Origin of the sequence: Terrabacter aeriphilus (genome assembly GCF_039542985.1) — a bacterium.
Lineage (GTDB): Bacteria > Actinomycetota > Actinomycetes > Actinomycetales > Dermatophilaceae > Terrabacter > Terrabacter aeriphilus.
Map to the genome: position 1 here is coordinate 235,600 of NZ_BAABIW010000016.1, position 23,255 is coordinate 258,854.

Genomic DNA, 23,255 nt, shown 5'->3' on the forward strand with positions numbered 1-23,255 from the left:
AGCCGGTCACCGTCCCCGTCACAGGCCGAGCGCGAGGTAGCGGACGTCCTCGAACTCCTCGAGACCGAGGGCGGCGCCCTCGCGCCCGAGGCCCGACTGCTTGACGCCGCCCATCGGCGCGAAGGCGACCGACGGCAGGGCGTTGTTGACGCCGACGATGCCGGCCTCGAGCGCCTCGGCCGTGCGCCAGCAGCGCGAGACGTCGCGCGACCAGACGTAGGCGGCGAGACCCATCTCGGTGCGGTTCGCGCGCGCGACCGCCTCGTCCGTGTCGGAGAAGCGGAACACGGCGGCGGCCGGGCCGAACACCTCCTCGCTCGCCAGCGCGGCCGTGTCCGGGACGTCGGCGAGCAGGGTCGGCGCGAGGTAGGTGCCGCCGGTCGGCAGCTGCCGATCGGCGGTGAGGCGCCGGGCCCCGAGCGCCAGCGCCTCGTCGACCATCGTGGTGACGGCCTCGACGCGCGAGTCGTCGATGACGGGCCCCAGGTCGGGGCACGGGTCGGCGAGACCGTCACCGACGGTCATGGCGTCGACGCGGGCGACGAACTTCTCGACGAACTCGTCGTGCACCACCTCGTGCACGACGAAGCGGTTCGCCGCGATGCACGACTGCCCGGTGTTGCGGAACTTCGCGAGCAGGGCGCCCTCCACGGCGGCGTCGACGTCGGCGTCCTCGAGCACGACGAAGGCCGCGTCGCCGCCGAGCTCGAGCAGTGGGCGCACGATCCGCCGGGAAGCGCCCGCCATGATCTCGCGGCCGACGCCGGTCGAGCCGGTGAACGTCACGGCCCGCACCGCGTCGTGGTCGAGCAGCGTCTGCGTCACCTCCCGCGCCGGGCCGTGCACGAGGTTGACGACGCCCGGGGGCAGCCCGGCATCCGTCAGCGCCCGGAACATCTCGGTCACGGCAAGCGGTGCCTTCTCCGACACGCGCGCGACGACGGTGCAGCCGGCCGCCAGGGCCGGGGCGAGCTTGCGGGCCTGGATGGAGCAGGGGAAGTTCCAGGGCGTCAGCGACGCGACGACCCCGACGGGGCGTCGCAGCGTCAGGTGTCGCCGGTCGGGCAGCTCGTGCGGGATGACCTCGCCGTGCGGTCGCCTCGCCTGCTCGGCGAACCAGCGGAAGTACTCCGCGCTGAAGGCGACCTCCCCGACCGCCTCTGGCAGCCGCTTGCCGGCCTCGACGGCGAGCAGGCGGCCGATGTCGGCGGACCGCTCCGCGAGCAGGCGGGAGGCCTCGAGCAGCACGTCGGCGCGGCGGCGGGCGGGCAGCCCGGACCAGTCACCGAAGGCGCGGGCAGCCGCGTCGGCCGCACGGGTCGCGGTCGAGGCGTCACCCCAGGCGACGTCGCCCGCGGGGGTGCAGTCGGCCGGGTTCGTGACGGGCAGCACGGCGCTCCCGCTCTCCCAGGTGCCGTCGATGAGGTGGTGGGCGGTCGAGGTCACGGGAATCTCCTTGGCGTGCGGGGCGTGCGGGGCGTGCGGTGCGTGCGGTGCGTGCGGGCGCGGTGGGGCGTGGGTGGACGTATGCCGCCGGCTGCGGGCCGCGGTCAGCGGACGAGGACGTCGGGGCGGAGTCGTCCCGCGACCGCGAGGGTGGGCCAGGTGGGGTCGTGAACGAGCGGCTCGCAGCCCGACGGCGTGACGAGCGTCGTGTCCTCGACCTTCCAGCCGCCGCCGCTCGGGTTCCAGGCCACGACCTGCCCGGCGTCGAGCACGACGTCGCTGCCCGGGTCGGCGGGGAACTCCCGCGGCTGCCAGCCGGTCGGGCCCCCCTGGTGGTGGCGGTGCCACTCGTGCGGGTCGAAGTCGTGGGCGGAGTAGGCGGCGGTGCCGGTCGCCACGACGTCACCGAGTCGGGCCCCGGGCCGGGTCGCGTCGAGGAACGCCTGCTCGACGGCGAGCAGGCGTCGGTAGCCGTCCTGCTCCGCGGTGGTCAGGGGCGCGAACGAGACGATGCGGGTGACGCTCGCGACGAGGCCGTGCCGGCGGCCGCAGGCGACGAGCATCCCGCGACGACCGAGGGCGGCTGCCGTCGGCAGCGGGTGACGGTGGGCGTCGAGGCGGTCGACGCCCCCGACGAGGAGCACGACGGGGTCGAGTCCACGGCGGAGCAGGGCGGAGGCGAGCAGGCCCGCGGCGGCGTACTCGCTCGTCGTCGGCTCGAGACCGAGAGCCGCCTCCGAGGCCGCGGCGGCCGTGTCGGCGGCCACGTCGCGCAGCTGCACGGCCTGGTGCGGCGTCAGGGTGCGGCGCAGGGCCCTGAGGTCTGCGGAGAGGTCACGCGCACCGTCGAGCGGGCGGTCCGTGCCGACGGACGCACCCGACGTCGTGGGCAGCGCCGCGTCGCGGGCCTCCCACCAGGGCACCACGCTCCAGCTCGTCCCGGGTGCGTCGACGCCGTCACCGTCCAGCCACGCGAGCTCGGTGTCGCGCAGGCGGGGCGCCTCGATGGCGTTCGTGACGATCCGGAGCCTCGGCCCGTCGGTGAGGTGGACGACGACGTCCAGGCAGGCCGCGTCGAGGGTCTGCGGCACGTTGACGCGGCAGCCGAGCAGCCACGTCAGCGCTGCGGGGTCGCGCAGCACGATCGTGTCCACCCCACGCCGTGCGGCGAGCTCGGCGAGCCGGGCGACCTTGTCGCGCAGGTCCGCGCGCCGGGCGCTGTCGTCAGCCATGGCGCACGACCTCCCCGTCGACGGTGCACGGCTGGGCGTCGAAGCCGACGAACGACCGCCTTTCCGCCGCGGCCGAGCCGTAGGCGTGCAGCCGCCACGGGCGGTCCAGCAGGTCGTCGGTCGAGCGCACGGAGGGGTCGACGTCGACGCGCGGCAGCACGGCTCCGGCCCGGACGAGCACCGGCACGCGGTCGAGCGGGACGGTCACCGTGTGGAACCCGGGCCCGACGAAGCATGTGTCGTCCTGGAGGTCGAACCACTCCCCCTCGGGCACGTAGAAGGTGCGCTCGACGGGTGCGTCCGCGTCGTCGAAGACCGGCACGACGAGCAGGTCGGAGCCGAGCAGGAAGCTGTCGTCGACGGTGCGGGCCACCCGGTCGAGCGGGAAGTGGAACCCGAGCGGCCGCATCACCGGCCAGCCGTTGGTGGCGGACTCGACGGCGACCTGCCAGAGGTAGGGCAGCAGCGAGTAGCGCAACCGCACCCAGTCGCGGCAGATCCCGAGGGCGTCGGCGCCGAACGCCCAGGGCTCGCGGGGGCGCAGCCCGTGGGCCCGCATGAGGGGTGAGAGCGCGCCCAGCTGCGTCCAACGCACGTAGAGGGCGGGGGTGAGCTCGGGACCGAAGAAGCCGCCGATGTCGTGGCTCCAGAAGCCGGGCGCGCTCATCGCGTAGGACAGCCCGCCGCGCACCGTGGCCTGCATGCCGGCGACCGTCGACTCGGCGTCGCCACCCCACTGGCCCGGGTAGCGGTGCGAACCGGCCCACCCGCTGCGCCCCCAGACGAGGGGTGTCCGGCCGGTGAACTCGCGGATGGCGTCGGAGACGGCGCCGTTGTAGCGCAGCGGGTAGAGGTTGTGCGCCTCGTTCGCAGGGGTGCCGTCGAAGAGGGCGACGTCGTCGGGCAGCGCCTCGCCGAAGTCGGTCTTGAACACGGCGACGCCGTCGTCGAGGAAGGCCCGGTGCTGCTCCTGCCACCACCGGCGTGCATCCGGGTTGGTGAAGTCGAGCAGGGCCCGCATCCGCCCGTCGGGCGTCGGCGTCTTCTGGATGCCGGCCAGCGAGCCGTCGGTGCGCCGCACGAGGTAGCCCTCGCGCTCGGCGTGCTCGAACACGGGCGATGCCGGGTCGAGGTAGGGCAGCTCCCAGACCGAGAGGCGGAAGCCCTCGTCCGCGAGGTCGGTGACGAACTGCTTGCGGTCGCCGAACCGCTCGGTGTTCCAGATGAAGTCGGTGTTGAGGCGGTCGACGACGAGCCAGTCGGGGTCCAGGTGCAGCACGTCGGCAGGCACCTCGTGCTCGCGCATCGTCCGCGCCACCTCGAGCATCTCGGCACTCGAGTGGTAGCGGCAGCGACCCATCCAGTAGCCGAACGCCCACGGCGCCGGCACGTCCGGCCGCCCCGTGAGGGCTGTGTAGGCCGACAGCCGTGCCGCGGGGTCCGGCCCCGTCATCACGTAGAGGTCGACGGCGTCGCCGGCCACCCCGAGCGAGAGCACCGACGGCCGCGAGTGCCCCACGTCGGCCGTGACGACCGCCCCGGTGTTGACGAACCCGGTGTAGCCCCGCGACGAGTGCCACACGGGCACCGGCTTGTAGGCGAGGCCGGTGCCGGTGCCGCAGGCGTCCTCGCTGCGCAGGCGCAGCAGCTGGCCGTTCTTGACGAGGCGGCCGAACTGCTCGCCGAAGCCGAGGATGTCCTCGTCCGGTCCGAGCTCGAGGTTGAGCGTCGTCCCCTCGCCGTCGGTGAGGGCCGACGGCGCGGTCAGCAGCCCGGCCACCTGGCGCAACCGGTCGGAGGTACGCAGCACGACGGCGCCCGTCCGCGTGTCGCGGAGCAGCAGCGTGAAGGGCGCTCGGCCCACCTCGAGGCTCAGGTGGCCGGCCGTGACGGCCACGTGCGCCTCGGCCTCCTCGGCGCCGAGCGCGACGGGCGCCGGCGCAGGGTCGACGACGATGCCGCGACCGGTGCCGTCGTCGACGAGGTCGGGGTGGCCGGCCGGTGCGAGGACGAGCCGCAGGCAGTCCGGCTGCGGCGCGGTGACGCGCAGGACCCACGGCGTGACGTCGGCCGGGGGCAGGTCGATAGTCGGCAGGTTGGGCATCTCGGTCTCGACGCCCTGGGCGGCGAGGGGCTCACCCGTGAGCCAGCCGGGCATGACGCCGAGCTGCACGCCCGGCAGGGCGTCGAGGTCGAGGGTCACGCCGGCGGCGTCGGCGGCGGTCGCGCGGACGCGACGCAGCAGCAGGGTGGGCGACGGATCGGTCACGGTTCAGCCCTTCACCGCGCCGGCGGTGATGCCGGCGACGAAGTAGCGCTGCAGGAACACGTAGGCGATGACGATCGGCGCGGACGCGACGACGACGCCCGTGAAGAGCAGCGGGTAGTTGGTCAGGAACTCGCCCTGGAACGACAGGAGGGCGACGGGGATCGTCCGCTTGTCGGGGTCCTGGATGAACAGGAGCGGGTAGAGCAGGTCGTTCCAGTGGATGACGAAGAGGAAGATGGCGGTGGCCGACAGCGACGGCACCGAGACCGGCACGACGACGGAGCGGTACGTGCGCCACGGGCCCGAGCCGTCGACGGCGGCCGCCTCGAAGAGCTCCTTCGGCAGGGTCTTGAGGAAGCCCGTCATGATGAACACCGCGATCGGCATCGTGACGACGACGTTGATGAGGACGAGCCCGAGCAGCGAGTCGGTCAGCCCGAACGTCTCGAACTGGACGTACTGCGGGATCATGTTCGCCTGGGCCGGCACCGCCATGCCGAGCACGATGAAGCCGAAGAGCAGGCCGCTCCTCCACCCCGTCGTACGGGCGATGCCGTAGGAGGCCAGGCTGGCGAGGAAGAGCGTGATCGGCACGGAGAGCCCCGTGACGACGACGCTGTTGCGGAACGCGACGCCGAGACCAGAGTCGCCCACGATCGTGGAGTAGTTGCCGCCCTGCCAGTCGGTGGGCAGCCCGAAGGGCGAGTCGAAGAGTCCCGCGCTCGTCTTGAACGAGCCGAGCACGACGACGAGGATCGGCACGACGATGAGCACGGCGTACACGCCGAGGACGACACGTCGGGTGAGCTGGTATCTCATGGTGGTCTCCTCACACGTCCGGGTTCGTGGCCTTGACAGCACGTCGCTGGACCCAGGTGATCACCGCGATGAGGGCCATGAAGACGATGGACTCCGCTGCGGCATAGCCGAACTGGGAGTTGGCGAACCCGGCGTAGATGCGGGTCGAAAGGATGTCGAGCGAGCCCTTCGGCGGGTTGCCGCCGAGGCCGAGGATGAGGTCGAAGGCCTTGAAGCTCTGCACGGTCGTGTAGGCCATGACGATCGCCGTCGCCGGCGCCACCATCGGGAGCGTGACGTTGCGGAACTGCTGCCACCGGCTCGCGCCGTCGATGCGCGCCGACTCGTAGAGCTCGGTCGGGATCGACTGCAGGCCGGCGATGTAGATGATCATCATCTGGCCGACGTGGAACCACACCTGGGTGATGGCGACCCAGTAGATGGCCTGGTTGTCGTTGCCGAGGAACGCCCCCTGGAAGCGCTCGAGCCCGAGGGCCCCGAGCACCGTGTTGATGAGGCCGAAGTTGGGGTCGTAGACGAACTTCCAGATGAAGGCGACCGAGACGCTCGAGAGGATCGTGGGGAGGAAGTAGATCGACCGGAGCGCGACCGACGCCTTGGTGTTGCGCACGAGGAAGACGGCGAACGCGAGGCTGAGCAGCGTCTGGAAGACGACGACGACGAGCATGAACTTGATGTTGTTGCCGAGCGCGTTCCGGAAGAGGTCGTCGCCCGTGAAGATCGTCACGAAGTTGTCGAAGCCGACGAACTGCGCCGTCGGGCTGAAACCGTCCCAGTCGGTGACCGAGTAGAGCACGCCCTGGATGGTCGGCACGACGAAGAACACGGTGTAGAGCAGCACGGCCGGAGCGGGGAAGAGCCACAGCGCCGGGTGGGCGGCCATCGGGCTGCGCCGCCGGCGGCGACCACCCTGGTCACCGGTCCCGGCCTCCGCCGCCCGGCTGGGGGCGAGCGTCGTCGACATGTCAGCGGCTCCGCTTCTGGTCGACGACGGCCTGCGCGGTGGCCGCGGCCTCGTCGGGCGAGGTGCCGCCCACGACGGCGACGCACGCGGCCTCGACCGCTGCGCGGATGTCGAGGTTGTTGAACTGGAATCGCGGCGCGAGGAGCGTCTTCTTCTCCAGCCACGGCGCCGTGCGCTTGAGGTCGGGGTTGGTGTAGTCGACGTCCTTGACCGTGAGGTGTTGTGCGGTGCCGTTGGCGTAGACGCTCGCGTTGGCCGGCTCTGAGAGGAACTGCAGCCACTTGAGCGAGGCCTCCTGGGCGGTGCCTGCCGTGTTGACACCGAGGATGAATGTCGCGTTGTAGATGCCTTCGTACTTCGCCTTGTCGGCCGCGACCGTGATGGGGGCGATGAGGTCGATGGGGAACGTGGCGCCCAGCGCGCGCACGGCGCTGATGTGGAACGACCCGGTCGCCAGCATGCCGGCCTTGCCGCTCGCGAAGAGCTGCTGGAGCGGCTCGGAGCTCGTGCCGGTGGAGTTCGGCTCGAAGTACGGAGCGAGCTGCTGGTACTGCTTCAGCGTGGCGAGGAACCAGTCGTCGGTCACCGTGCGGGTGCCCGCCTCGATCTCGGCGAACGCGGTGTCGCTCGGCATGTTGTTCATCACCATGGGGTTGAGGAACTGGCCCGAATTGGCGGGCTCACCGCCGGGCCAGGCGATCGGCACGAGGCCCGCGCCCTTGAGCTTCTCGCAAAGGGCGAGGAAGCCGTCCCAGTCGCGAGGCGCCTCGGAGACGCCGGCCGACTCGAAGGCCGCCTCGTTGAAGATCGGCATGTTGAAGACGAGCTGGTAGGGCAGCCCCATCTGGGCCCGGCTCGTGGCCTGGCCGGACTTGATCAGCTCGGCGAAGTAGTTGTCGACGAACGGCTGCGCGCCGAGCCCGGCGAAGAGGCCCGCCTTGTCCATCGTGACGAACTGGGCACCGCGGAAGGCCGCGAAGGCGTTGCCGATCTTGCCGCCCTTGACCTTCTGCAGCGCCGTGCTCTGGTAGTCGTTCGACGGCGCGATGTCCTGGGTGACCCGCACGTCGGGGTTGTCCTTGACGAACGAGGCGATGAGCGTGTCGAAGACGGCCTTGTCCTCGGCACGCCAGTGGGCGAAGGACACGGTGCCCGTGGCCTTCCCGGTGCCGACGCGGTCGAGGACCGCGGCCCCGGCGCCGGCGGCGGTGCTGCGGCCACCACGGGCGGTGATGGTCGGGCCGACGCACGCGCTGAGCGACGCGCCGAGGCCGACGGCGCCGATCCCGGTGAGGAACCGACGGCGGGCGAAGGTGGGGGTGTCAGACATCGTTGTCTCTCCTCGGGTCCTGCGATCGGGGTCTTACCAGTCGACGACGGTGATGCCCAAGCGGTCCGCCGCGGCCCGCAACTGCGGGCGCACGTCGGTCCAGGCGAGGACGGTGTGGTGCGGGAAACCGCCGGTCACGAGGCCGGTGACGAGCGCGGACGCGTCGCCGTCGACCCGCACGGCGGCGGTGTTGCCCTGGAAGCGGTTCGGCTCCGGCAGGGACTCCCCCGCGGCGAGCAGCAGGCGCAGCCCGCCGGGGCGGGACGGGTCCTCGGTCAGTCGCGCCATGACGACGCGACCGGTGCGCAGCGGGAAGTTGCCTGCCACGCCGAGCTTGCGGTTGCAGTGCGTGGACTGCGTCGCGGCCTCGGGGTCCGCGGCCAGGGAGGTGGCGGCGGCGCCGCAGTGCCAGAGCCGGACGACGTTGTCGGCGGCCTCGAGGTCGACGGTGTCGACGAGGTAGGTCGTGCCCGACCCGAGCGCCTCCATGAGCAGCATCGTGACGGCGCCGTAGACGTCGCGCTCGCACGCGGTCGGCGTGCCGTCGTCGGCCACGCGCGACAGCGACGAGCACGGGCAGGCCCCGAGCTGCGTCGGGAACTCCGGCCAGCAGCGGATCGCCATGCCCGACAAGGAGTCCCGGTCGCGCCAGTCGCGCATGGCCGAGGTGATGCGAGCCGAGGTCAGCGCCTGGTCACCGTCCACCTGCGCGAGGGAGGGCTGCGCGGCCAGCGCGGCGGCGTGCTCGGTGCGGGCGGTGTCGTCGGACACCGCCGCGACCTGGCCGAACATCGCGTCCACGTCGACCTGCTCCACCTCGATGCCGAAGAGGCGCTGGAGGAGGTCGCCGTCGTACTGGCTCGGTGTGAAGCCGGGCGGCGCGTCGCCGACGAGGCCGAGGCGTCGTCCGCGCAGGGACTCGAGCCCGCGCACGACGTCGGAGCCCTCGGAGGCCTCGGCACGGTCGCCGCGCGTCGCGGGCAGCGGCACCACCGGCGGCAGGTCGCCCGCGAGCGCGTCCCGGAGCGTCGCGCGGGTGCCCGGCTCGCCGGGATCGCCGTAGAGAAACCGCGGCGTCCGCCCGGCATGCACGACGAGCGCGTGCCCGAAGAGGTTCGCCCCGCACATCGAGTTGAGCCACAGCCGGTCGCCGACAGGGCCCGGCTCGCGGAACGACCAGAGCAGCACCGGCTGCTCGAGGTCACCGTAGAGCTCGAGGGCGGGCGTCGCGTCGGAGAACGAGGCGCAGACGTTGACGACGAGGTCGGCGCCGGCGTCGACGAACGGCCGGGCGGCCACGACGTCCTCGGGGGTCATCACGAGGTCATCGGGCCCGACGACCTCGGCGCCGAGCTCGACGAGCAGCGCGCGGGCCTCGGCGGCCAGCGTTCGGGCGACGTCGACGGCGAAGGTCGGGCGGGCCGTCGGCACGAGGAGCACGCGCACCGGGGCAGCCCCGTCGGTGCGTGCGGCGAGCGGCTGGTCGAGCGTCCCCGTCATCGCTGCACGACCTCGTCGACGAGGGCGCCGAGGCGCTGCAGGCGTGGGACGGAGACCTCGTGGAGGTCGCGCTCCACGTCGTCGCTGCCGATGACCGAGGCCCACACGGCGCGGCCGGCGAGGAAGCCCGAGGCACCCTCACGGCAGGCGAGCTCGACGGCGTGCGCGAAGCGCTCGGCCGGCACGCCCGAGGAGAGCACGACCCAGGGCGAGTCGACGGCCTCGGTGATCTGCGCGCAGCGGCGACGGATCTCGTCCTTGTCGCCCTGCCCCTTGAGCGGTACCTCGGCCTTGTAGAGGTCGGCACCGAGGCCACCGAGCTCGCGTGCCGCCTCGACGACGCACTCGTCCCAGTCCCACGCGCCCCCGCCGCGGGGCGCCTTGGCGACCGGCTCGATGATGCTGACGAGGCCGGCGCCGTGGCAGCGGTCGACGAACTCCTCGACCATCTCGATGCGCTGGGCGGCCGCCTCGTCGGGGCGGTGGATGACGAGCAGCTTCATCGCGACGGCCCCCTGGTCGCGCACCGTCGCCGCGTCGACCGCGCGGTCGATCTCGACGGCGGTCACGAACTCGCCGTTGCCGGCGATGAAGTGGTCGGCGGCGGCGATGAGACCGCACGAGGGGTCCACGACGCCCTGGTCGACCACGGCGTCGAAGGCGAACTGCTTGTCGACGAGCACGCCGGACGCGTACGGCGACAGCACCCGCGTGGCGGTCACCTTGAAGTCGGTCAGCACGGCGTCGGTGACCGGCTCGCTGCGGTGCTCGGCGAACATGGCCCGCATCGCCTCGCGCTGGTCGACGGCGAGCATGGCGAAGGCACCGCTGGGGCGGGCGATGCGCGCCAGGCCCGCACTGAGGCCGGCACTGGGGCTCGTGCCGTTCGGGACGGTGGTGACGGACGGGTCGGTCATCGGGTGCTCCTCGTTCGGGGTGGGGGCGGCAGCAGTGGAGTCGGGATGGTCAGACGGACCTGGTGGACGTGGGCATCGGGGCCCGCGTCGGGTGTGAGGACGTGGCGAGCAGGGCCGAGGCGCTCGTGGCCCGCGGGATGGCGGAGCGTCCGTCGAGGCCCCGGCAGGAGAGGGCGGCGGTGAGGTTGGCGACGGTGAGCTGGTCGTGGAGCGGGAGGCCGTCGACGACCGCGGCCACGAGCGCGCCGTGGAACACGTCGCCGGCGCCGAGGGTGCTGAGCACGTCGACGCGGTGCGCCGGGGCGTGGGTGCGCTCGCCCTGGGCCGTAAGCGCCCACGAGCCCCGCGGGCCCGCCGTGGCCACGACGGTGCCGGCGCCGTCGGCGACAGCCCGCGCCAGGAGCTCGTCGACCTCGAGCCCGCCGTGGAGACGCTGCAACGCCTCGACGGTCGGGACGTAGAGGCCGGCGCTGCGGGTGTCGAAGTTCGGGATGTCGTTGCCGGCGTCCACCGACAGCAGCTGGCCGGCGCGCACCAGTCCGGAGGCGTGCACCGGCGCCCAGCCCGCGTGGTCGACGTGCACGACGGGCGCCGCCGCGATGAGGCCGGCGCCGGCGGCGACCTCCACCCGGGGCGCGGGGCGGTTGCTGATGGCGCGGGTGCCGCGGCCGCGGTCGACGACGACGACGCTGGCGGCCGACGTCTCCCCGGGCAACAGGGTGACGCCGCTGACGTCGACGCCCTCGGCCTCGAGGCCCGCGACGATGGCGTGGCCGTTCGCGTCGTCGCCCACCGCGCCGACGAAGGCGCAGGGGACGCCGAGCCGCGCGGCGGCGACCGCGGACGTCGCGGCGGGGCCACCGCCGGCGTACACCACTGCGTCGGCCAGCACGCGCTCGTCGGCGCCGGGGTAGCGGGCGACGAGGGCGATGGCGTCGAGCGTGGCGACACCGACGAAGACGGCGGCGAGGTCGTCGCGGGCTGGGGCCATGGGGGGCGCACTCCTTCGGGCGGTCCGGGTCCGTGCTGATGTTGCTAGGTTAACAGTGAATGTTGGATAGTCAACACTCATGAGCAACTTGCTCACGTATGCTCGGACCGTGGTGAAGCGATGACGACCGACTCCGCGCCATCGACGATGCGCTACGACAGCGCACCCGATCGGCGACGCAGCATCCTCGACGCCGTGGAGGAGGCCGGCTTCGTGTCCGTCACCGAGCTGACTCGTCGGCTCGGGGTCTCCGACATGACGGTGCGCCGCGACCTGCGCAAGCTCGCCGAGAGCGGTGGCGTGCGCATCGTGCACGGCGGCGTCAGCGCCCTGCGCCCGGCGCTGCACTCCCCCGAGTTCACCGGCCGGGCCGACGAGAACGCCGACGCCAAGCGCGCCATCGGCGAGGCCGCGGTGCGCGGGCTCCCGGCGACCGGCACCGTGGCCGTCGACGCGGGCACGACGACGTATGCCGCCGTGCAGGCGCTCGCGGACGACTTCCGCGGCACGCTCGTGACGCACTCGGTGCCGGTCATGCAGCTCGCGCTGACGCGCGACCTCGGCCGGGTCGTCGGCCTCGGGGGCGAGCTGCTCGCCGAGAGCCAGGCCTTCGTCGGGCCGCGCACCGTCGAGGCGACCGCCGGCCTGCGCGTCGGGACCCTCCTGCTCGGGGCGGCCGCGGCCGACGAGCGCGGGATCTACGTCTCGACCGACAACGAGCGACCGACCAAGCTCGCCCTCATGGACATCGCCGAGCGGGTCGTCCTGCTCGTCGACGCGACGAAGTTCTCCGCCCCCGCGCCGGTCCTGCTCTGCGCGTGGGACCGGATCACCGAGGTCGTCACCGACACCACCCCGCCGCCGGCCCTGACCGAGCGGCTGCAGGCGGCGGGGACGCGGGTGCGCCTCGCGCGCTGAGCCGTCGTCCCGGTCGTCGGTTCACCCGGGGGTCCCGTCGTCGCGTCGTCGGCCGACCGGCCCCCGGGAACGACTCAGGCCGCCCCCGTCGGGAGCGGCCTGAGGTGCGGTCGTGGACCGCGCGAGCTGGTGGGTCAGTGCGAGCTGAGGGCGAGCTCCCGCGGACGGGCCGGGGTGACGGCGATGCTGACGACGACCTCGTCACAGGTGCTGCAGCGCCAGCCCTCGGCCCAGGGCTGGTAACGGTGGCCCGTGGCGCGGCACGGCTGGTAGGCGACCGGCGCCTCGGGAGCCTTGCGGCTCGACCGGTGGCACGCCACGCCGACGACGAAGCCGAGGATCGGGAAGAGCACGAGCAGCGGCCACATGACGCTCGGTGCGGTGGCGATGGCGGTTGCGGCAGTCATGTCAGTCCCTTTCGATCCCCCTGGCCGGACGGTTCGTCCGGTATGTGTTTCATCGTGCAGACAGAACTGCAAGGCAGTCCGCCGCAGGCCGCAAGGTTTGCGCAAGATTGCCCACCACGGCGGTTCGCGTATGCCGTGTGGCTCGTTCGCCCGCCGGTGCGGTGCACCACGGGTGGGTGGGTGCGTGCGCCGGGCGGCTGCTGGGTAGGAGCCACTCGTGACGGACGCGGCCCCCGACCCCTTCTCGCTCACCCGCTTCGTGCAGGCGCAGGACGCCGGCGGCAGCTTCGCCGCGGCGCTCGCGGAGCTGCGGGACGGGCGCAAGCAGGGGCACTGGATGTGGTTCGTGCTCCCACAGGTGGCCGGTCTGGGTCAGAGCCCAACGGCCCGGCACTTCGCGGTGACGGGGCTGCCGGAGGCGCGGGCCTACCTCCGGCATCCCGTGCTCGGTCCCCGTCTGCTCGAGTGCGTGGCCGCGCTCGACGGACTCGCCGAGACCGACGCAGCCGCCGTGCTCGGCCCCGTCGACGCGACGAAGCTGCGCTCGTCGATGACCCTCTTCGAGCTCGCGGCGCACGCCGAGGGTCCCGAGGCGGCGCGCCCGTTCGCCCGGGTGCTCGAGCACTTCTTCGGTGGCCGACGGGACAGACTGACGGTGGGCATCCTCGGCCGGTGAGGTCGGCCGGCTGGCGGGGTTCACGCGGGCGCCGCGGAGCCGCGGCGGTGTCCTGGCGGGGCCGGGACGGAATGACGGCGTGTCGGTCCCCCACTTCGGCAGTTCCCTATGCCTTAAACGGACAAAAGGGTTAAAGTTCCCCATCCGCGTGCGGCAGTTGACGCCGGCCATCCGGCCCGCGCCCGGGCGCCCGTTCCAGACCCCTCGCGCTCTGCCCCCCGGCCCCCACCGGGACGGCTCTCGTCCGCACCCTTCTGGGAGACCCCACATGTCAACACTGCTCATCCGGCGACGCCTGCGCGCCGCCGGTCTCGTCCTGTCGGCGCTCGCCTCGCTCGCCATCGTCACGGCCGCTCCCCCGGCCCAGGCCGGCGGCAACGCGCCGGTGCCGCCGACCCCGACCGGCCTGCCGGTCGCCGTGGAGGGCCTGTCGCCCTACGTCCCGGCCACCGGCTGCGACCTGCGCACGCGGGCGGGCTCGGCCAAGCTCGGCAACCTCATCCGCGCCACCTACGGCGCGACCTACGGCCTCGCCCGAACCTGCACGTCAGCCACGTCGCCGTCCTCCGAGCACTTCGACGGCCGCTCGGTCGACACCTTCTTCAACGTCCGCAACACGACGGAGAGGGCCAACGCCAGCGCCCTGCTGACGTGGATGCTCAAGACCGACGCCGCCGGCAACCGCTACGCGAACGCCCGTCGGCTGGGCGTCATGTACGTCATCTGGAACAACCAGATCTGGAGCTCCTACCGCTCCGCCGAGGGCTGGCGGCCGTACAACGGGTGCGCCACGACGACCTCGACCGGCTACGACACCGCGTGCCACCGCAACCACATCCACATCAGCCTCTCGTGGGAGGGCGCCCTCGGCCGCACCTCCTTCTGGAGCAAGCAGGTCGCCCCGGTCGACTGGGGCCCCTGCCGCCCCGCCGACCTCAACTGGTCGGCGGGCGATGCGGCACCGAACCCCCGTCGCTGCGCCAGCTACCCGACCGTCAAGGCCCCGGCGGGAGCGAGCGCGCTGCTGCGTGAGATGGTGCCGCGCTCCGGCATGGTGCTGCGCCCGGGCATGAGCGGTCCTGCCGTCATGACGCTGCAGAAGGCCATCGGCATCCCGGCGACGGGCAGCTTCTCCTCGACGACGAAGTCGCGCCTCATCAGCTGGCAGCAGGCCCGCCACGTGCCCGCCTACGGCATCGCGTACCCGTCGACGTGGCGTGCCCTGCTGGCCGCGCACGGCATGAAGCCCGCCTGACCACCCCGCGCCGGGTCGACCGGCGCCCGCGCTCCCGGCCGAGGCCCGGCGCACCCCCGCGGGGTGCGCCGGGCCTCACTGGTCCCCGGGACCACCTGACGGGGCGGTCCGGGCCCCGCTGCCCCTCGGGACCTGGGACCCGGGACCCGCACCAGCGCTCAGGCGGCGTGCGAGGTCGTGGAGGGCGTCGCGTACGCCCGGTCGACGGCGCTGCGCACCCGGCGGTGCGGCCAGGTGACCGCCAACGCGGCCACGAGGCCGAGGCAGCCCAGGGCGCACCAGGCGACACCGGCATACGGGCTCGTGTGCGCACCGAGCCAGCCCGCGACGAGGAAGGAGAGGCCGGCGGCGGCGATGGAGACCGCGCCGGCGAGGCTGAAGATGCGGCCGCGCAGCTCGGGCTCGGTGACGAGTGCGAAGGTCGCCTGCAGCGGCACCATGAACGCCTGCATCATGCCGGAGACGAAGAAGCACGCCGCCACCACGATGATCGGGGGGTGCAGGGCCGTGACGAGCAGCGGCAGCGGCATCGCGAGCGCGAGCGGCACGATGGAGCGGTTCTGGCTCTGCACGTCGCGCCGGCCGATGAGCACGATGCCGACGACGGCCCCGACGATCGGCGCGGCCATGAGCGCGCCACCCCAGCCCCTCGTGCCGGCGATCGGGATCGCGAGCGCCTCGGGGGCCGCGATGCCCAGGCTCGCGAACGCGCTGAGCAGCACGAGCCGGGCGAGCACCGGGTGCCGCGCGAGGTCGCCGGCAGCCGTCGAGAGGTCGCCGACGAAGCCGCGCACGCCGCGCCCGCGCCGACCCGTGACCGGGCGCGCCTGCACGACGAAGAGGATGACGACGGCCGCCACGACGAAGGTGAGCAGGTCGATGAGCAGGCCCGTCTCGTAGCCGACGAGGGCGACGAGGCCGCCGCCGACGGCGAGCCCGATGGCCTGGTTGAACTGCTCGGACATGGCGCCCAGGCCGACGGCCCGTGCATAGAGGTGCCGGTCCTCGAAGAGGTCGGTGAGCAGCACCATGTTCGACGCGCTCGACGCCCCACCGATGAGCTCGAGCACGCAGAGCACCGCGAACATGACGTAGACCGACGACCCGCTGAGGACGAGCCACATGAGGCCGAGCACGCACGTCGCGCGCAGCAGGTGCGACCAGATGAGCACCCACTTGTAGGGGAACCGGTCGACGACGGGCCCGACGAGGCTGCGCCCGAAGAAGGTCGGCACGAGGCTGACGGCGAGCGTCGTCGCGGTGGCGAGCGGTGAGTTCGTCCGGGCGTAGACGACCGCCGCGATCGTGACCCGCGCGATGTAGTCGCCCCACATCGACAGGGCGCTGGCGAGGAAGATCGGGAGGTATCGCGGCACCCGGAGGACGGCGGCGTACGTCGGCACGCTGCCGGCGGGCGCCTGGGTCTGGCTCACGGGATGACGCTACCCCGGGGCGTCGAGTCGTAAAAGTTGAAATCGGTTGCGTGGCGGGCCCGGCGCGCCACCCGGCGCCACAGCTCGGCGAGGGCGGCGCCCTCGCCGGCCGCCCGGCCCATGATCCGCCCGATGCCGTCGAGGTCGCGCAGGTCGGACGGCACGCTGTCGATGGGGCGTCCGCGCCACAGCACGCCGGCGTTGCGCATGCGTGCCCCGAGGCGCCAGGCCTCCCGCAGGGCCGCGACGTCCTCGCCGGCGAGGATGCCCTCGGCCTCGAGCGCGTCGAGCCCGGCCATCGTGCCGGTCACCCGCAGCGCCGGGTGCGCGTGGGCGTGCCGGAGCTGGTGCAGCTGCACGACCCACTCGACGTCGGTGAGGCCACCGCGGCCGAGCTTGAGGTGGGTGCGCGGGTCGGCCCCGCGCGGCAGCCGCTCGCTCTCGACCCTCGCCTTGAGGGTGCGGATCTCGCGCACCTGCTTCGCGTCGAGCCCGCCCTCGGGCCAGCGCAGCGGGTCGATGAGCTCGCGAAAGGCGTCGGCGAGGTCGGCCGGGCCCGCGATCGGCGTGGCCCGCAGCAGCGCCTGGAACTCCCACGTGAGGGCCCACCGCTCGTAGTACGTGCGGTAGCCGTCGAGGCTGCGCACGAGCGGTCCGGCCTTGCCCTCGGGGCGCAGGTCGGCGTCGAGCCCCAGGGCGGGGTCGGGCCCGGCGCCGGAGAGCAGCTTGCGCAGCTCCTGGACCACGAGCGTGACCCGCGCCTGCACCTCCGCGTCGTCGGCGCCCGGGTGGGGCCGGTGGACGAACATGACGTCGGCGTCCGAGGCGTAGCCGAGCTCGCGGCCGCCGAGGCTGCCCATGGCGACGACGAGCAGGTCACCGCCGATCGGTGCGCCCTCGCGCTCCTCCACCTGGCGCACGGCCGTGTCGAGCACGACCTGGATCGTCGCGCCCGTGAGGTCGGTCAGGGCCGCCCCGACCCCGGCGAGGTCGATGGTGCCGACGAGGTCGGCCATGACGATGCGGAGCAGCTCGTGCCGGCGGATCGCCCGCACGGCGGCGACCGCATCGGCGGCGCTGTCGCGCCGCCCGGCCGCGGACTGCATGCGCGCGGTGATGCTCTCGCGCGAGCGCGGCGTCAGCCCGGTGTCGTCGCCGAGGATCGACACGCTCTCGGGCGAGCGCACGAGCAGGTCGGCGGCATACCGGCTGCGGGCGAGGCAGTGCGCGAGCCGGTCGGCGGCCCGCCCCTCGTCGCGGAGCATCTTGAGGTACCAGTGCGTCGTGCCGAGCTCGTCCGAGACCCGGCGGAAGGAGAGCAGCCCGGCGTCGGCGTCGGCCTCGTCGGCGAACCAGCCGAGCATGACCGGGAGCAGGGTGCGCTGGATCGCCGCGCGTCGGCTCACGCCCGTCGTCAGGGCCTCGATGTGGCGCAGCGCGCCCGCGGGGTCGTGGAAGCCGAGCGCGAGCAGGCGCTGCCGGGCCGCCTCCGGGCTGAGGCGCGCCTCGGTGGGGCTGAGCTTGGCGGCGGCCGCGAGCAGCGGCCGGTAGAAGAGCCGCTCGTGCAGCCGGCGCACCTCGCGCGAGGAGGCCTGGCGGTCGGCCTCGACGGCCCGCTCGGGGTGGGTCCGGTGCCCCATGGCCCGGCCGAGCCGGCGCAGGTCGGCCTCGGCGACGGGCATCAGGTGGGTCCGCCGCAGGCGGTGGAGCTGGATGCGGTGCTCGAGGCAGCGCAGGTGGCGGTAGGCGCGGTCGAGCACCGCCGCGTCGTCGCGCCCGACGTAGCCGCCGCGGGCGAGCGCCGAGAGCGCCTCGAGCGTCGTCGCCGACCGCAGGCTGGGGTCGGTGCGGCCGTGGACGAGCTGGAGCAGCTGGACGCTGAACTCGACGTCGCGCAGCCCGCCCGGGCCGAGCTTGAGCTGGCGGGCGGCCTCGTTGGCGGGCACGTGCTGCTCCACGCGCCGCCGCATGGCCTGCACGTCCTCGACGAACTTCTCGCGGCCGGCCGCCTCCCACACGAGGGGGGCGATCTCGGCCTTGTAGCGCAGCCCGACCTCCTTGTCGCCGGCCGAGACCCAGGCCTTGAGGAGCGCCTGGAACTCCCACGTCTTGGCCCAGCGCTCGTAGTAGGCCACGTGGCTGCGGATGGTGCGCACGAGCGGGCCCTGCTTGCCCTCGGGACGCAGCGCGGCGTCGACCGGCCAGAGGCTGCCCTCGGCCGTGGGCGTCGAGCAGGCGCGCATCGTCGCCGTGGCGAGGGCGGTCCCGACGCGCAGCGCCGTGTCCTCGTCGACGCCGTCGGCCGGCTCGGCGACGAAGATGACGTCGACGTCACTGACGTAGTTGAGCTCGCCGCCGCCCGTCTTGCCCATCCCGATGACGGCGAGCCGGCAGGCTTCGTGGCCCTCGCCGTACTCCTCGCGGGCGATGGCGAGCGCGGCCTCCAGAGCGGCCTCGGCGAGCTCGGCGAGCGCCTCGCCGACCCACGGCATCTCGGAGAGGGGGTCACGCGCCGTCACGTCGAGCGCCGCGATCTGCAGCAGCCCGCGCCGGTAGGCGATGCGCAGCGCATCGAGCGGCGAGTGCTCGCCGCGCCCCTCCGTCACCGCGTGCACGAGGTCGGCACGGACCTGCTCCCCCGGGCGCCGCTCGGCTCGGGCCGCGTCGAGCCAGTGCTCGGGGTGGCGCACGAGCTCGTCGACGAGCGCGGTCGAGGCGCCGAGCACGCCGATGACCCGCTCGCGCGCGATCCCGGGCCGGGCCAGCTCGGCGCAGAACGCGGTCATGCCCCAGTCGGTCGGATCGCCCTGTTCCGCGAGGGACTCGCAGACCCGTACGAGACCGAGCAGGGCCTGGTCGGGGTCGGCCGTGTCGCCCATGACGGCCGCGAGCTCGTCGAGCTGCCCCCCGGGCACGGCCGCCCGCACGGGCAGCAGGGCGCGGTCGTCGACGAGCGTCACCGCCCGGTCGGGGTCGGCGAAGCCGAGCCGCGCGAGCGCGCCCTCGGTGGTCGTGGTGCGGGATGACATCGGGTGCCGGTCGGGGGTGGTCGTCGTCAGAGCCGCGGCAGGTAGCGCTCGAGCTCGAACCGGCTGACCTCGCGGCGGTAGTCGAGCCACTCCTGGCGCTTGTTGCGCAGGAAGAAGTCGAAGACGTGCTCGCCGAGCACGTCGGCGACGAGCTCGCTCTCCTCCATCACCTCGAGCGCGCGCCCGAGCGAGGAGGGCAGCGGCTTGATGCCCATGGCGCGGCGCTCGCCGTCGGTGAGGCTCCAGACGTCGTCCTCGGTCTCGGGGGGCAGCTCGTAGCCCTCCTCGATGCCCTTGAGCCCGGCGCCGAGCAGGACCGCGAAGGCGAGGTAGGGGTTGCACGCGGCGTCGAGCGAGCGCACCTCGACGCGCGTCGACTGGCCCTTGTTGGGCTTGTGCATCGGCACACGCACGAGCGCCGAGCGGTTGTTGTGGCCCCACGTCAGGTGGGCCGGGGCCTCTCCCCCGCCCCAGAGGCGCTTGTAGGAGTTGACCCACTGGTTCGTCACGGCCGCGATCTCGGCGCCGTGGCGCAGCAGGCCGGCGATGAACTGCCGCCCGACCCGGCTCAGCTGGTAGGGCGCCCCGGCCTCGTAGAAGGCGTTCGAGTCACCCTCGAAGAGCGAGAGGTGCGTGTGCATGCCCGAGCCGGGGTGCTCCGAGAACGGCTTGGGCATGAAGGTCGCGTAGATGCCCTGCGTCAGGGCGACCTCCTTGACGACCGTGCGGAAGGTCTGGATGTTGTCGGCGGTGCTCAGCGCGTCGGCGTAGCGCAGGTCGATCTCGTTCTGCCCCGGCGCGCCCTCGTGGTGGCTGAACTCGACGCTGATGCCCATGTTCTCGAGCATCGTGATCGCGGCACGGCGGAAGTCGTGCCCGGTGCCGTGCGGCACGTGGTCGAAGTAGCCGGCGTCGTCGACCGGGATCGGCCGGCCCTGCGGGTCACGACCCTGCTCGAGCAGGAAGAACTCGATCTCGGGGTGGGTGTAGAAGGTGAAGCCGAGGTCGGCGGCCTTGCCCAGGGCGCGCTGGAGCACGTGGCGCGGGTCGGCGAAGCTCGGCGTGCCGTCGGGCAGCTGGAGGTCGCAGAACATCCGGGCGGTGCCGGGCGGGTCACCGCGCCACGGGAGGATCTGGAAGGTCGAGGGGTCCGGCTTGGCGAGCATGTCGGCCTCGTAGACGCGGGCGAAGCCCTCGATGGCCGAGCCGTCGAAGCCGATGCCCTCGGCGAAGGCGCCCTCGAGCTCGGCCGGGGCGATGGCCACGGACTTCAGCTGCCCGAGCACGTCGGTGAACCACAGCCGGACGAATCGGATGTCGCGCTCTTCGATCGTGCGGAGCACGAACTCTTCCTGACGGTTCATGTGTCGATCCTGCCGCATCGGTGTTTCGCGCATGTCACGACACACGCGTTTCGGACGGGGTCGCCCGCCGACGTATGCCGTCCGGGCCGGCGGGAGGGCACCGCGCTGCTCCGCGGCTGGGCACCGAGCACGGCGCAGGCCCCCGGGGATGCTCTCCCGGGGGCCCGCGCGTCGTGCGTGGAGCGTGTCAGCCGTTCCGGCGCCTCACGGGGCCGGGTTGGTGACGCGAACCGTCATGTTCTCGCCCTGGTGCGACGTCTTCGTGACCGTCATGGTGACGCCGGCGCCGGCCACTGCGGTCGAACCCATCGGGTTCGCGGAGTCCCAGTAGCGCAGCGGGTCGGAGTCGTCGAAGGTCGGGATCGCCGGGCTCGACTTGACGTAGACGCCGTAGCCGTTGCGGTGGAAGGTCACCGCGTCGGTGCGCTCCTGGCCGAACGTCGCGTCGAACGGCTGGCGACGGTTGCCGAGCAGGACGGCGGAGCCGCCGTTGGTGCCCGGGAACTTGATCGCCTTCGGCCGCGCGTCGACCGGCAGGATGAGGCCGGCGCCGGGGTGGGCCGACGTGTTGTTGTTCGTGACCTCACCGTTGGAGAACCAGACGAGCAGGCCGTTCTGGTAGGGGAACTTCTCGACCCAGTCGGGGCGCGTGTCGCTCCAGCCGAAGTTGTACGGGCCGGTCTTCAGCGTCTCGTCGTAGCCGGTGTAGGTCCGGTTCTCGGCGATGTAGTAGTCCTGCACCATGCGCGACGTCGTGCCGCTCGAGACCGTGAAGCCCTTCGCGACCCACGAGCCGGCACCCGACTCGACGTCGTCGACCGGGCCGGCCACGCCGTCCTTGGTCACGGTGACGTCGTCGATGAAGGCCTCGCTCGAGACACCACCGTCGGTCGAGACGCGGAAGCGGAACTGGACCGACTGGCCCTTGTACGCCGAGAGGTCCCACGACTTCTTGGCCCAGGCGAACTTGCCGTCGATCGGCGAGCCGACCTGCGTCCACGTGGCGCCACCGTCGGTGGAGACCTCGCCGTAGAGGAAGTCGTACTCCTTCTCGAGGTTGCCCTGGACCCAGGCGTCGACCGAGGCGGAGCTCGTGGCACCGCTCAGGTCGACGGTGCGGGCCAGCGTCGAGTTGAGGTTGTCGCCGAAGCCGCTCCACCACTCAGCCGCGCCGGAGTGCGGCGTGTTGCGCTTCGTGACCACGGGGCGCTCGGGCAGCGGGACGATGGTCGCCTGCGGCTTGACGCCGTAGGAGGTCTCCCACGTGCTCTTCTTGTCGAGCACGACCTTCGAGGCCGGGCCCAGGTCGACGTTCTTCTTCTGGCCGGGCTTGACCACGGCGTAGTCGAGCCAGCCGAGCTGCAGCTTCTCCCACGCGCCCATGTAGGACGGGCGGGTGCCGATGTCGGTCTTGCTCTTGCTCATCCACGAGCCACCGCTCATGAGCGTCCAGTAGCCGGTGCCGTTGTCGCCACCCGCGGTGTCGTAGAGGTCGGGCAGACCGAGGTCGTGGCCGAACTCGTGCGCGAAGACGCCGAGGCCGCCGTTCTCCGGCTCGGTGGTGTAGTCACCGATCCAGATGCCGGAGGTGCCGAGCTGCACGCCACCGGCCTTGTTGTCCGCCGGGCCGGTCTTGCCGGCGTTGTTGGAGTAGGCGTACCAGCGGTGCGACCAGATGGCGTCCTCGCCCTCGGCGCCGCCGCCGGCCTCCTCGCCCTCACCGGCGTGGATCGCCTGGAAGTGGTCGATGTACCCGTCGGGCTCGTTGAAGTCGCCGTCGCCGTCGTAGTCGTAGCGGTCGACCTTGTCGAACTGCGCGAGGTAGGTCTTGATCTGCGCGTCGGTCTTGCCGGCGGCCTTCTGCGCGTCGTACCACGCGGTCGCGGTGTCCTGGATGTAGCTCCAGTAGCCCTCGGCCTCGCTCGTGCCGTCGCCGGCCACGGGGTTGTGACCGTAGCGGGCCTCGTTGTAGGGCACGGTGACCCAGTCGGAGACGTCACCCTTGGCGAGGAAGCGGCCGTTGCTCTGCTTGAGGTAGAAGTCGCGGAACGAGTCCGTGGCCCCGAACATCATCTGCAGGTAGTGGTCGCGGTTGAAGTCCTTGAGCCAGTACGTGGAGTTGTTGTCGGTCGCGTTGCCGTCCCACTTGCGGTCGGGCGCCGGGATCGAGTTGTGCACCGGACCGGCCGCGCCGCCCTGCGTCGGCTTCGTCCGGGTGCCGAAGTCGGTGAGGATCGTGAAGATGTCCTCCTCGCGGTCGACCGGGTAGTTCACGTACTTGGACTTGGCGACCGAACGGCCGTTCTTGTCCTTGGCCCGCGACTTCACCTCGATGACGCGGTTGCCGTTGATGGTGCGCGTGGTGGCCTCGCCGGTCACGAGCTTGGTGATGGCGTCCTGCCGCTCGGTCGCAGCAGCCTCGGCCAGCGGGTTCGGCAGGTTGTCGTGCCGGGATGCCTGGTTCGCGGCGGGGTCTCCGCTCGTGGGGGCCTTGGCCACCGGCGTTGCCTGAGCCTGTGCCGGGGCGGTCAGGCCGGTGACGACGAGCGCCCCCACGGCCAACCCCGAGACAGCACTCCAATGACGCTTGTTCAAGATCAGTCCTCCTGGTCGCAGACGCCGTTCTCCCGGCGCCTTCCGTATGACAGCACAGATGTCAGGAGATATGACGCCGAGGCACAGGCGAATCGAAAAAACTTGTGCTC

The 23,255-nt window shown here is 72.6% G+C and carries 17 protein-coding genes; 3 read left to right on the top strand and 14 right to left on the bottom strand.

What is annotated here, in order from left to right:
- Positions 1-18: 18 nt before the first annotated feature.
- From ABD979_RS12870 to ABD979_RS12910, 9 genes are all read right to left on the bottom strand, one after another.
- Complete coding sequence (locus tag ABD979_RS12870; RefSeq protein ID WP_345507881.1) at positions 19-1,446, bottom strand: NAD-dependent succinate-semialdehyde dehydrogenase; 1,428 nt, start codon at positions 1,444-1,446, stop codon at positions 19-21.
- A gap of 104 nt (positions 1,447-1,550) precedes the next feature.
- The gene (locus ABD979_RS12875) at positions 1,551-2,678 is read right to left on the bottom strand and encodes a M24 family metallopeptidase (RefSeq protein ID WP_345507882.1); all 1,128 of its coding nucleotides are present in this window, start codon (positions 2,676-2,678) and stop codon (positions 1,551-1,553) included.
- The gene (locus tag ABD979_RS12880) at positions 2,671-4,947 is read right to left on the bottom strand and encodes a glycoside hydrolase family 31 protein (RefSeq protein WP_345507883.1); all 2,277 of its coding nucleotides are present in this window, start codon (positions 4,945-4,947) and stop codon (positions 2,671-2,673) included. The genes ABD979_RS12875 and ABD979_RS12880 overlap by 8 nt, the downstream gene beginning before the upstream one ends.
- Before the next feature lie 3 nt (positions 4,948-4,950).
- Positions 4,951-5,766, bottom strand: coding sequence for a carbohydrate ABC transporter permease (locus tag ABD979_RS12885; RefSeq protein ID WP_345507884.1), 816 nt, complete (start codon positions 5,764-5,766; stop codon positions 4,951-4,953).
- Between the two features lie 10 nt (positions 5,767-5,776).
- Positions 5,777-6,730: a carbohydrate ABC transporter permease gene (locus ABD979_RS12890; protein ID WP_345507885.1), complete on the bottom strand. Its 954-nt coding sequence runs from the start codon at positions 6,728-6,730 to the stop codon at positions 5,777-5,779.
- Between the two features lies 1 nt (position 6,731).
- Positions 6,732-8,060: an ABC transporter substrate-binding protein gene (locus ABD979_RS12895; RefSeq protein ID WP_345507886.1), complete on the bottom strand. Its 1,329-nt coding sequence runs from the start codon at positions 8,058-8,060 to the stop codon at positions 6,732-6,734.
- A 33-nt stretch (positions 8,061-8,093) separates the two neighbouring features.
- Positions 8,094-9,560: a hypothetical protein gene (locus ABD979_RS12900; RefSeq protein WP_345507887.1), complete on the bottom strand. Its 1,467-nt coding sequence runs from the start codon at positions 9,558-9,560 to the stop codon at positions 8,094-8,096.
- On the bottom strand, positions 9,557-10,477 hold the full coding sequence (locus ABD979_RS12905) for an aldolase (RefSeq protein ID WP_345507888.1): 921 nt from the start codon (positions 10,475-10,477) through the stop codon (positions 9,557-9,559). The genes ABD979_RS12900 and ABD979_RS12905 overlap by 4 nt, the downstream gene beginning before the upstream one ends.
- A gap of 49 nt (positions 10,478-10,526) precedes the next feature.
- Positions 10,527-11,468, bottom strand: coding sequence for a PfkB family carbohydrate kinase (locus ABD979_RS12910; RefSeq protein WP_345507889.1), 942 nt, complete (start codon positions 11,466-11,468; stop codon positions 10,527-10,529).
- 120 nt (positions 11,469-11,588) lie between these two features.
- On the opposite strand from ABD979_RS12910, the gene ABD979_RS12915 reads away from it, so the two are divergent.
- Positions 11,589-12,386, top strand: coding sequence for a DeoR/GlpR family DNA-binding transcription regulator (locus ABD979_RS12915; protein ID WP_345507890.1), 798 nt, complete (start codon positions 11,589-11,591; stop codon positions 12,384-12,386).
- A gap of 134 nt (positions 12,387-12,520) precedes the next feature.
- On the opposite strand, the gene ABD979_RS12920 is transcribed toward ABD979_RS12915, so the two are convergent.
- Positions 12,521-12,793, bottom strand: a complete 273-nt coding sequence (locus ABD979_RS12920) for a hypothetical protein (RefSeq protein WP_345507891.1) — start codon at positions 12,791-12,793, stop codon at positions 12,521-12,523.
- 217 nt (positions 12,794-13,010) lie between these two features.
- On the opposite strand from ABD979_RS12920, the gene ABD979_RS12925 reads away from it, so the two are divergent.
- Entirely contained in the window at positions 13,011-13,469 is a 459-nt protein-coding gene (locus ABD979_RS12925) for a DUF1810 domain-containing protein (protein WP_345507892.1), read from the top strand.
- Between the two features lie 268 nt (positions 13,470-13,737).
- Entirely contained in the window at positions 13,738-14,724 is a 987-nt protein-coding gene (locus tag ABD979_RS12930) for a peptidoglycan-binding domain-containing protein (RefSeq protein WP_345507893.1), read from the top strand.
- A 158-nt stretch (positions 14,725-14,882) separates the two neighbouring features.
- Here ABD979_RS12930 and ABD979_RS12935 read toward each other — a convergent pair whose 3' ends face one another.
- The 4 genes from ABD979_RS12935 to ABD979_RS12950 form a co-directional block, all read right to left on the bottom strand.
- A complete protein-coding gene (locus tag ABD979_RS12935; protein ID WP_345507894.1) occupies positions 14,883-16,157 on the bottom strand; it encodes an MFS transporter in 1,275 nt (424 codons plus the stop codon).
- Positions 16,154-19,186: a bifunctional [glutamine synthetase] adenylyltransferase/[glutamine synthetase]-adenylyl-L-tyrosine phosphorylase gene (locus ABD979_RS12940; RefSeq protein ID WP_345507895.1), complete on the bottom strand. Its 3,033-nt coding sequence runs from the start codon at positions 19,184-19,186 to the stop codon at positions 16,154-16,156. Before ABD979_RS12940 ends, ABD979_RS12935 begins: the two co-directional genes overlap by 4 nt.
- Positions 19,187-19,212: 26 nt before the next feature.
- Positions 19,213-20,550, bottom strand: a complete 1,338-nt coding sequence (locus tag ABD979_RS12945) for a glutamine synthetase family protein (RefSeq protein ID WP_345507896.1) — start codon at positions 20,548-20,550, stop codon at positions 19,213-19,215.
- A 204-nt stretch (positions 20,551-20,754) separates the two neighbouring features.
- Positions 20,755-23,049 carry an immune inhibitor A domain-containing protein gene (locus tag ABD979_RS12950; protein ID WP_345507897.1) on the bottom strand — a complete coding sequence of 765 codons (2,295 nt, stop codon included), beginning with the start codon at positions 23,047-23,049 and terminating at the stop codon, positions 20,755-20,757.
- Between the last annotated feature and the right edge of the window lie 206 nt (positions 23,050-23,255).

What these genes read in the sequence shown, in the direction of transcription:
- ABD979_RS12875 (WP_345507882.1), bottom strand. Translation starts at nt 2,678, where the DNA reads ATGGCTGACGACAGCGCCCGGCGCGCGGACCTGCGCGACAAGGTCGCC.
- ABD979_RS12885 (WP_345507884.1), bottom strand. Translation starts at nt 5,766, where the DNA reads ATGAGATACCAGCTCACCCGACGTGTCGTCCTCGGCGTGTACGCCGTG.
- ABD979_RS12890 (WP_345507885.1), bottom strand. Translation starts at nt 6,730, where the DNA reads ATGTCGACGACGCTCGCCCCCAGCCGGGCGGCGGAGGCCGGGACCGGT.
- ABD979_RS12895 (WP_345507886.1), bottom strand. Translation starts at nt 8,060, where the DNA reads ATGTCTGACACCCCCACCTTCGCCCGCCGTCGGTTCCTCACCGGGATC.
- ABD979_RS12900 (WP_345507887.1), bottom strand. Translation starts at nt 9,560, where the DNA reads ATGACGGGGACGCTCGACCAGCCGCTCGCCGCACGCACCGACGGGGCT.
- ABD979_RS12905 (WP_345507888.1), bottom strand. Translation starts at nt 10,477, where the DNA reads ATGACCGACCCGTCCGTCACCACCGTCCCGAACGGCACGAGCCCCAGT.
- ABD979_RS12910 (WP_345507889.1), bottom strand. Translation starts at nt 11,468, where the DNA reads ATGGCCCCAGCCCGCGACGACCTCGCCGCCGTCTTCGTCGGTGTCGCC.
- ABD979_RS12915 (WP_345507890.1), top strand. Translation starts at nt 11,589, where the DNA reads ATGACGACCGACTCCGCGCCATCGACGATGCGCTACGACAGCGCACCC.
- ABD979_RS12920 (WP_345507891.1), bottom strand. Translation starts at nt 12,793, where the DNA reads ATGACTGCCGCAACCGCCATCGCCACCGCACCGAGCGTCATGTGGCCG.
- ABD979_RS12930 (WP_345507893.1), top strand. Translation starts at nt 13,738, where the DNA reads ATGTCAACACTGCTCATCCGGCGACGCCTGCGCGCCGCCGGTCTCGTC.
- ABD979_RS12940 (WP_345507895.1), bottom strand. Translation starts at nt 19,186, where the DNA reads ATGTCATCCCGCACCACGACCACCGAGGGCGCGCTCGCGCGGCTCGGC.
- ABD979_RS12945 (WP_345507896.1), bottom strand. Translation starts at nt 20,550, where the DNA reads ATGAACCGTCAGGAAGAGTTCGTGCTCCGCACGATCGAAGAGCGCGAC.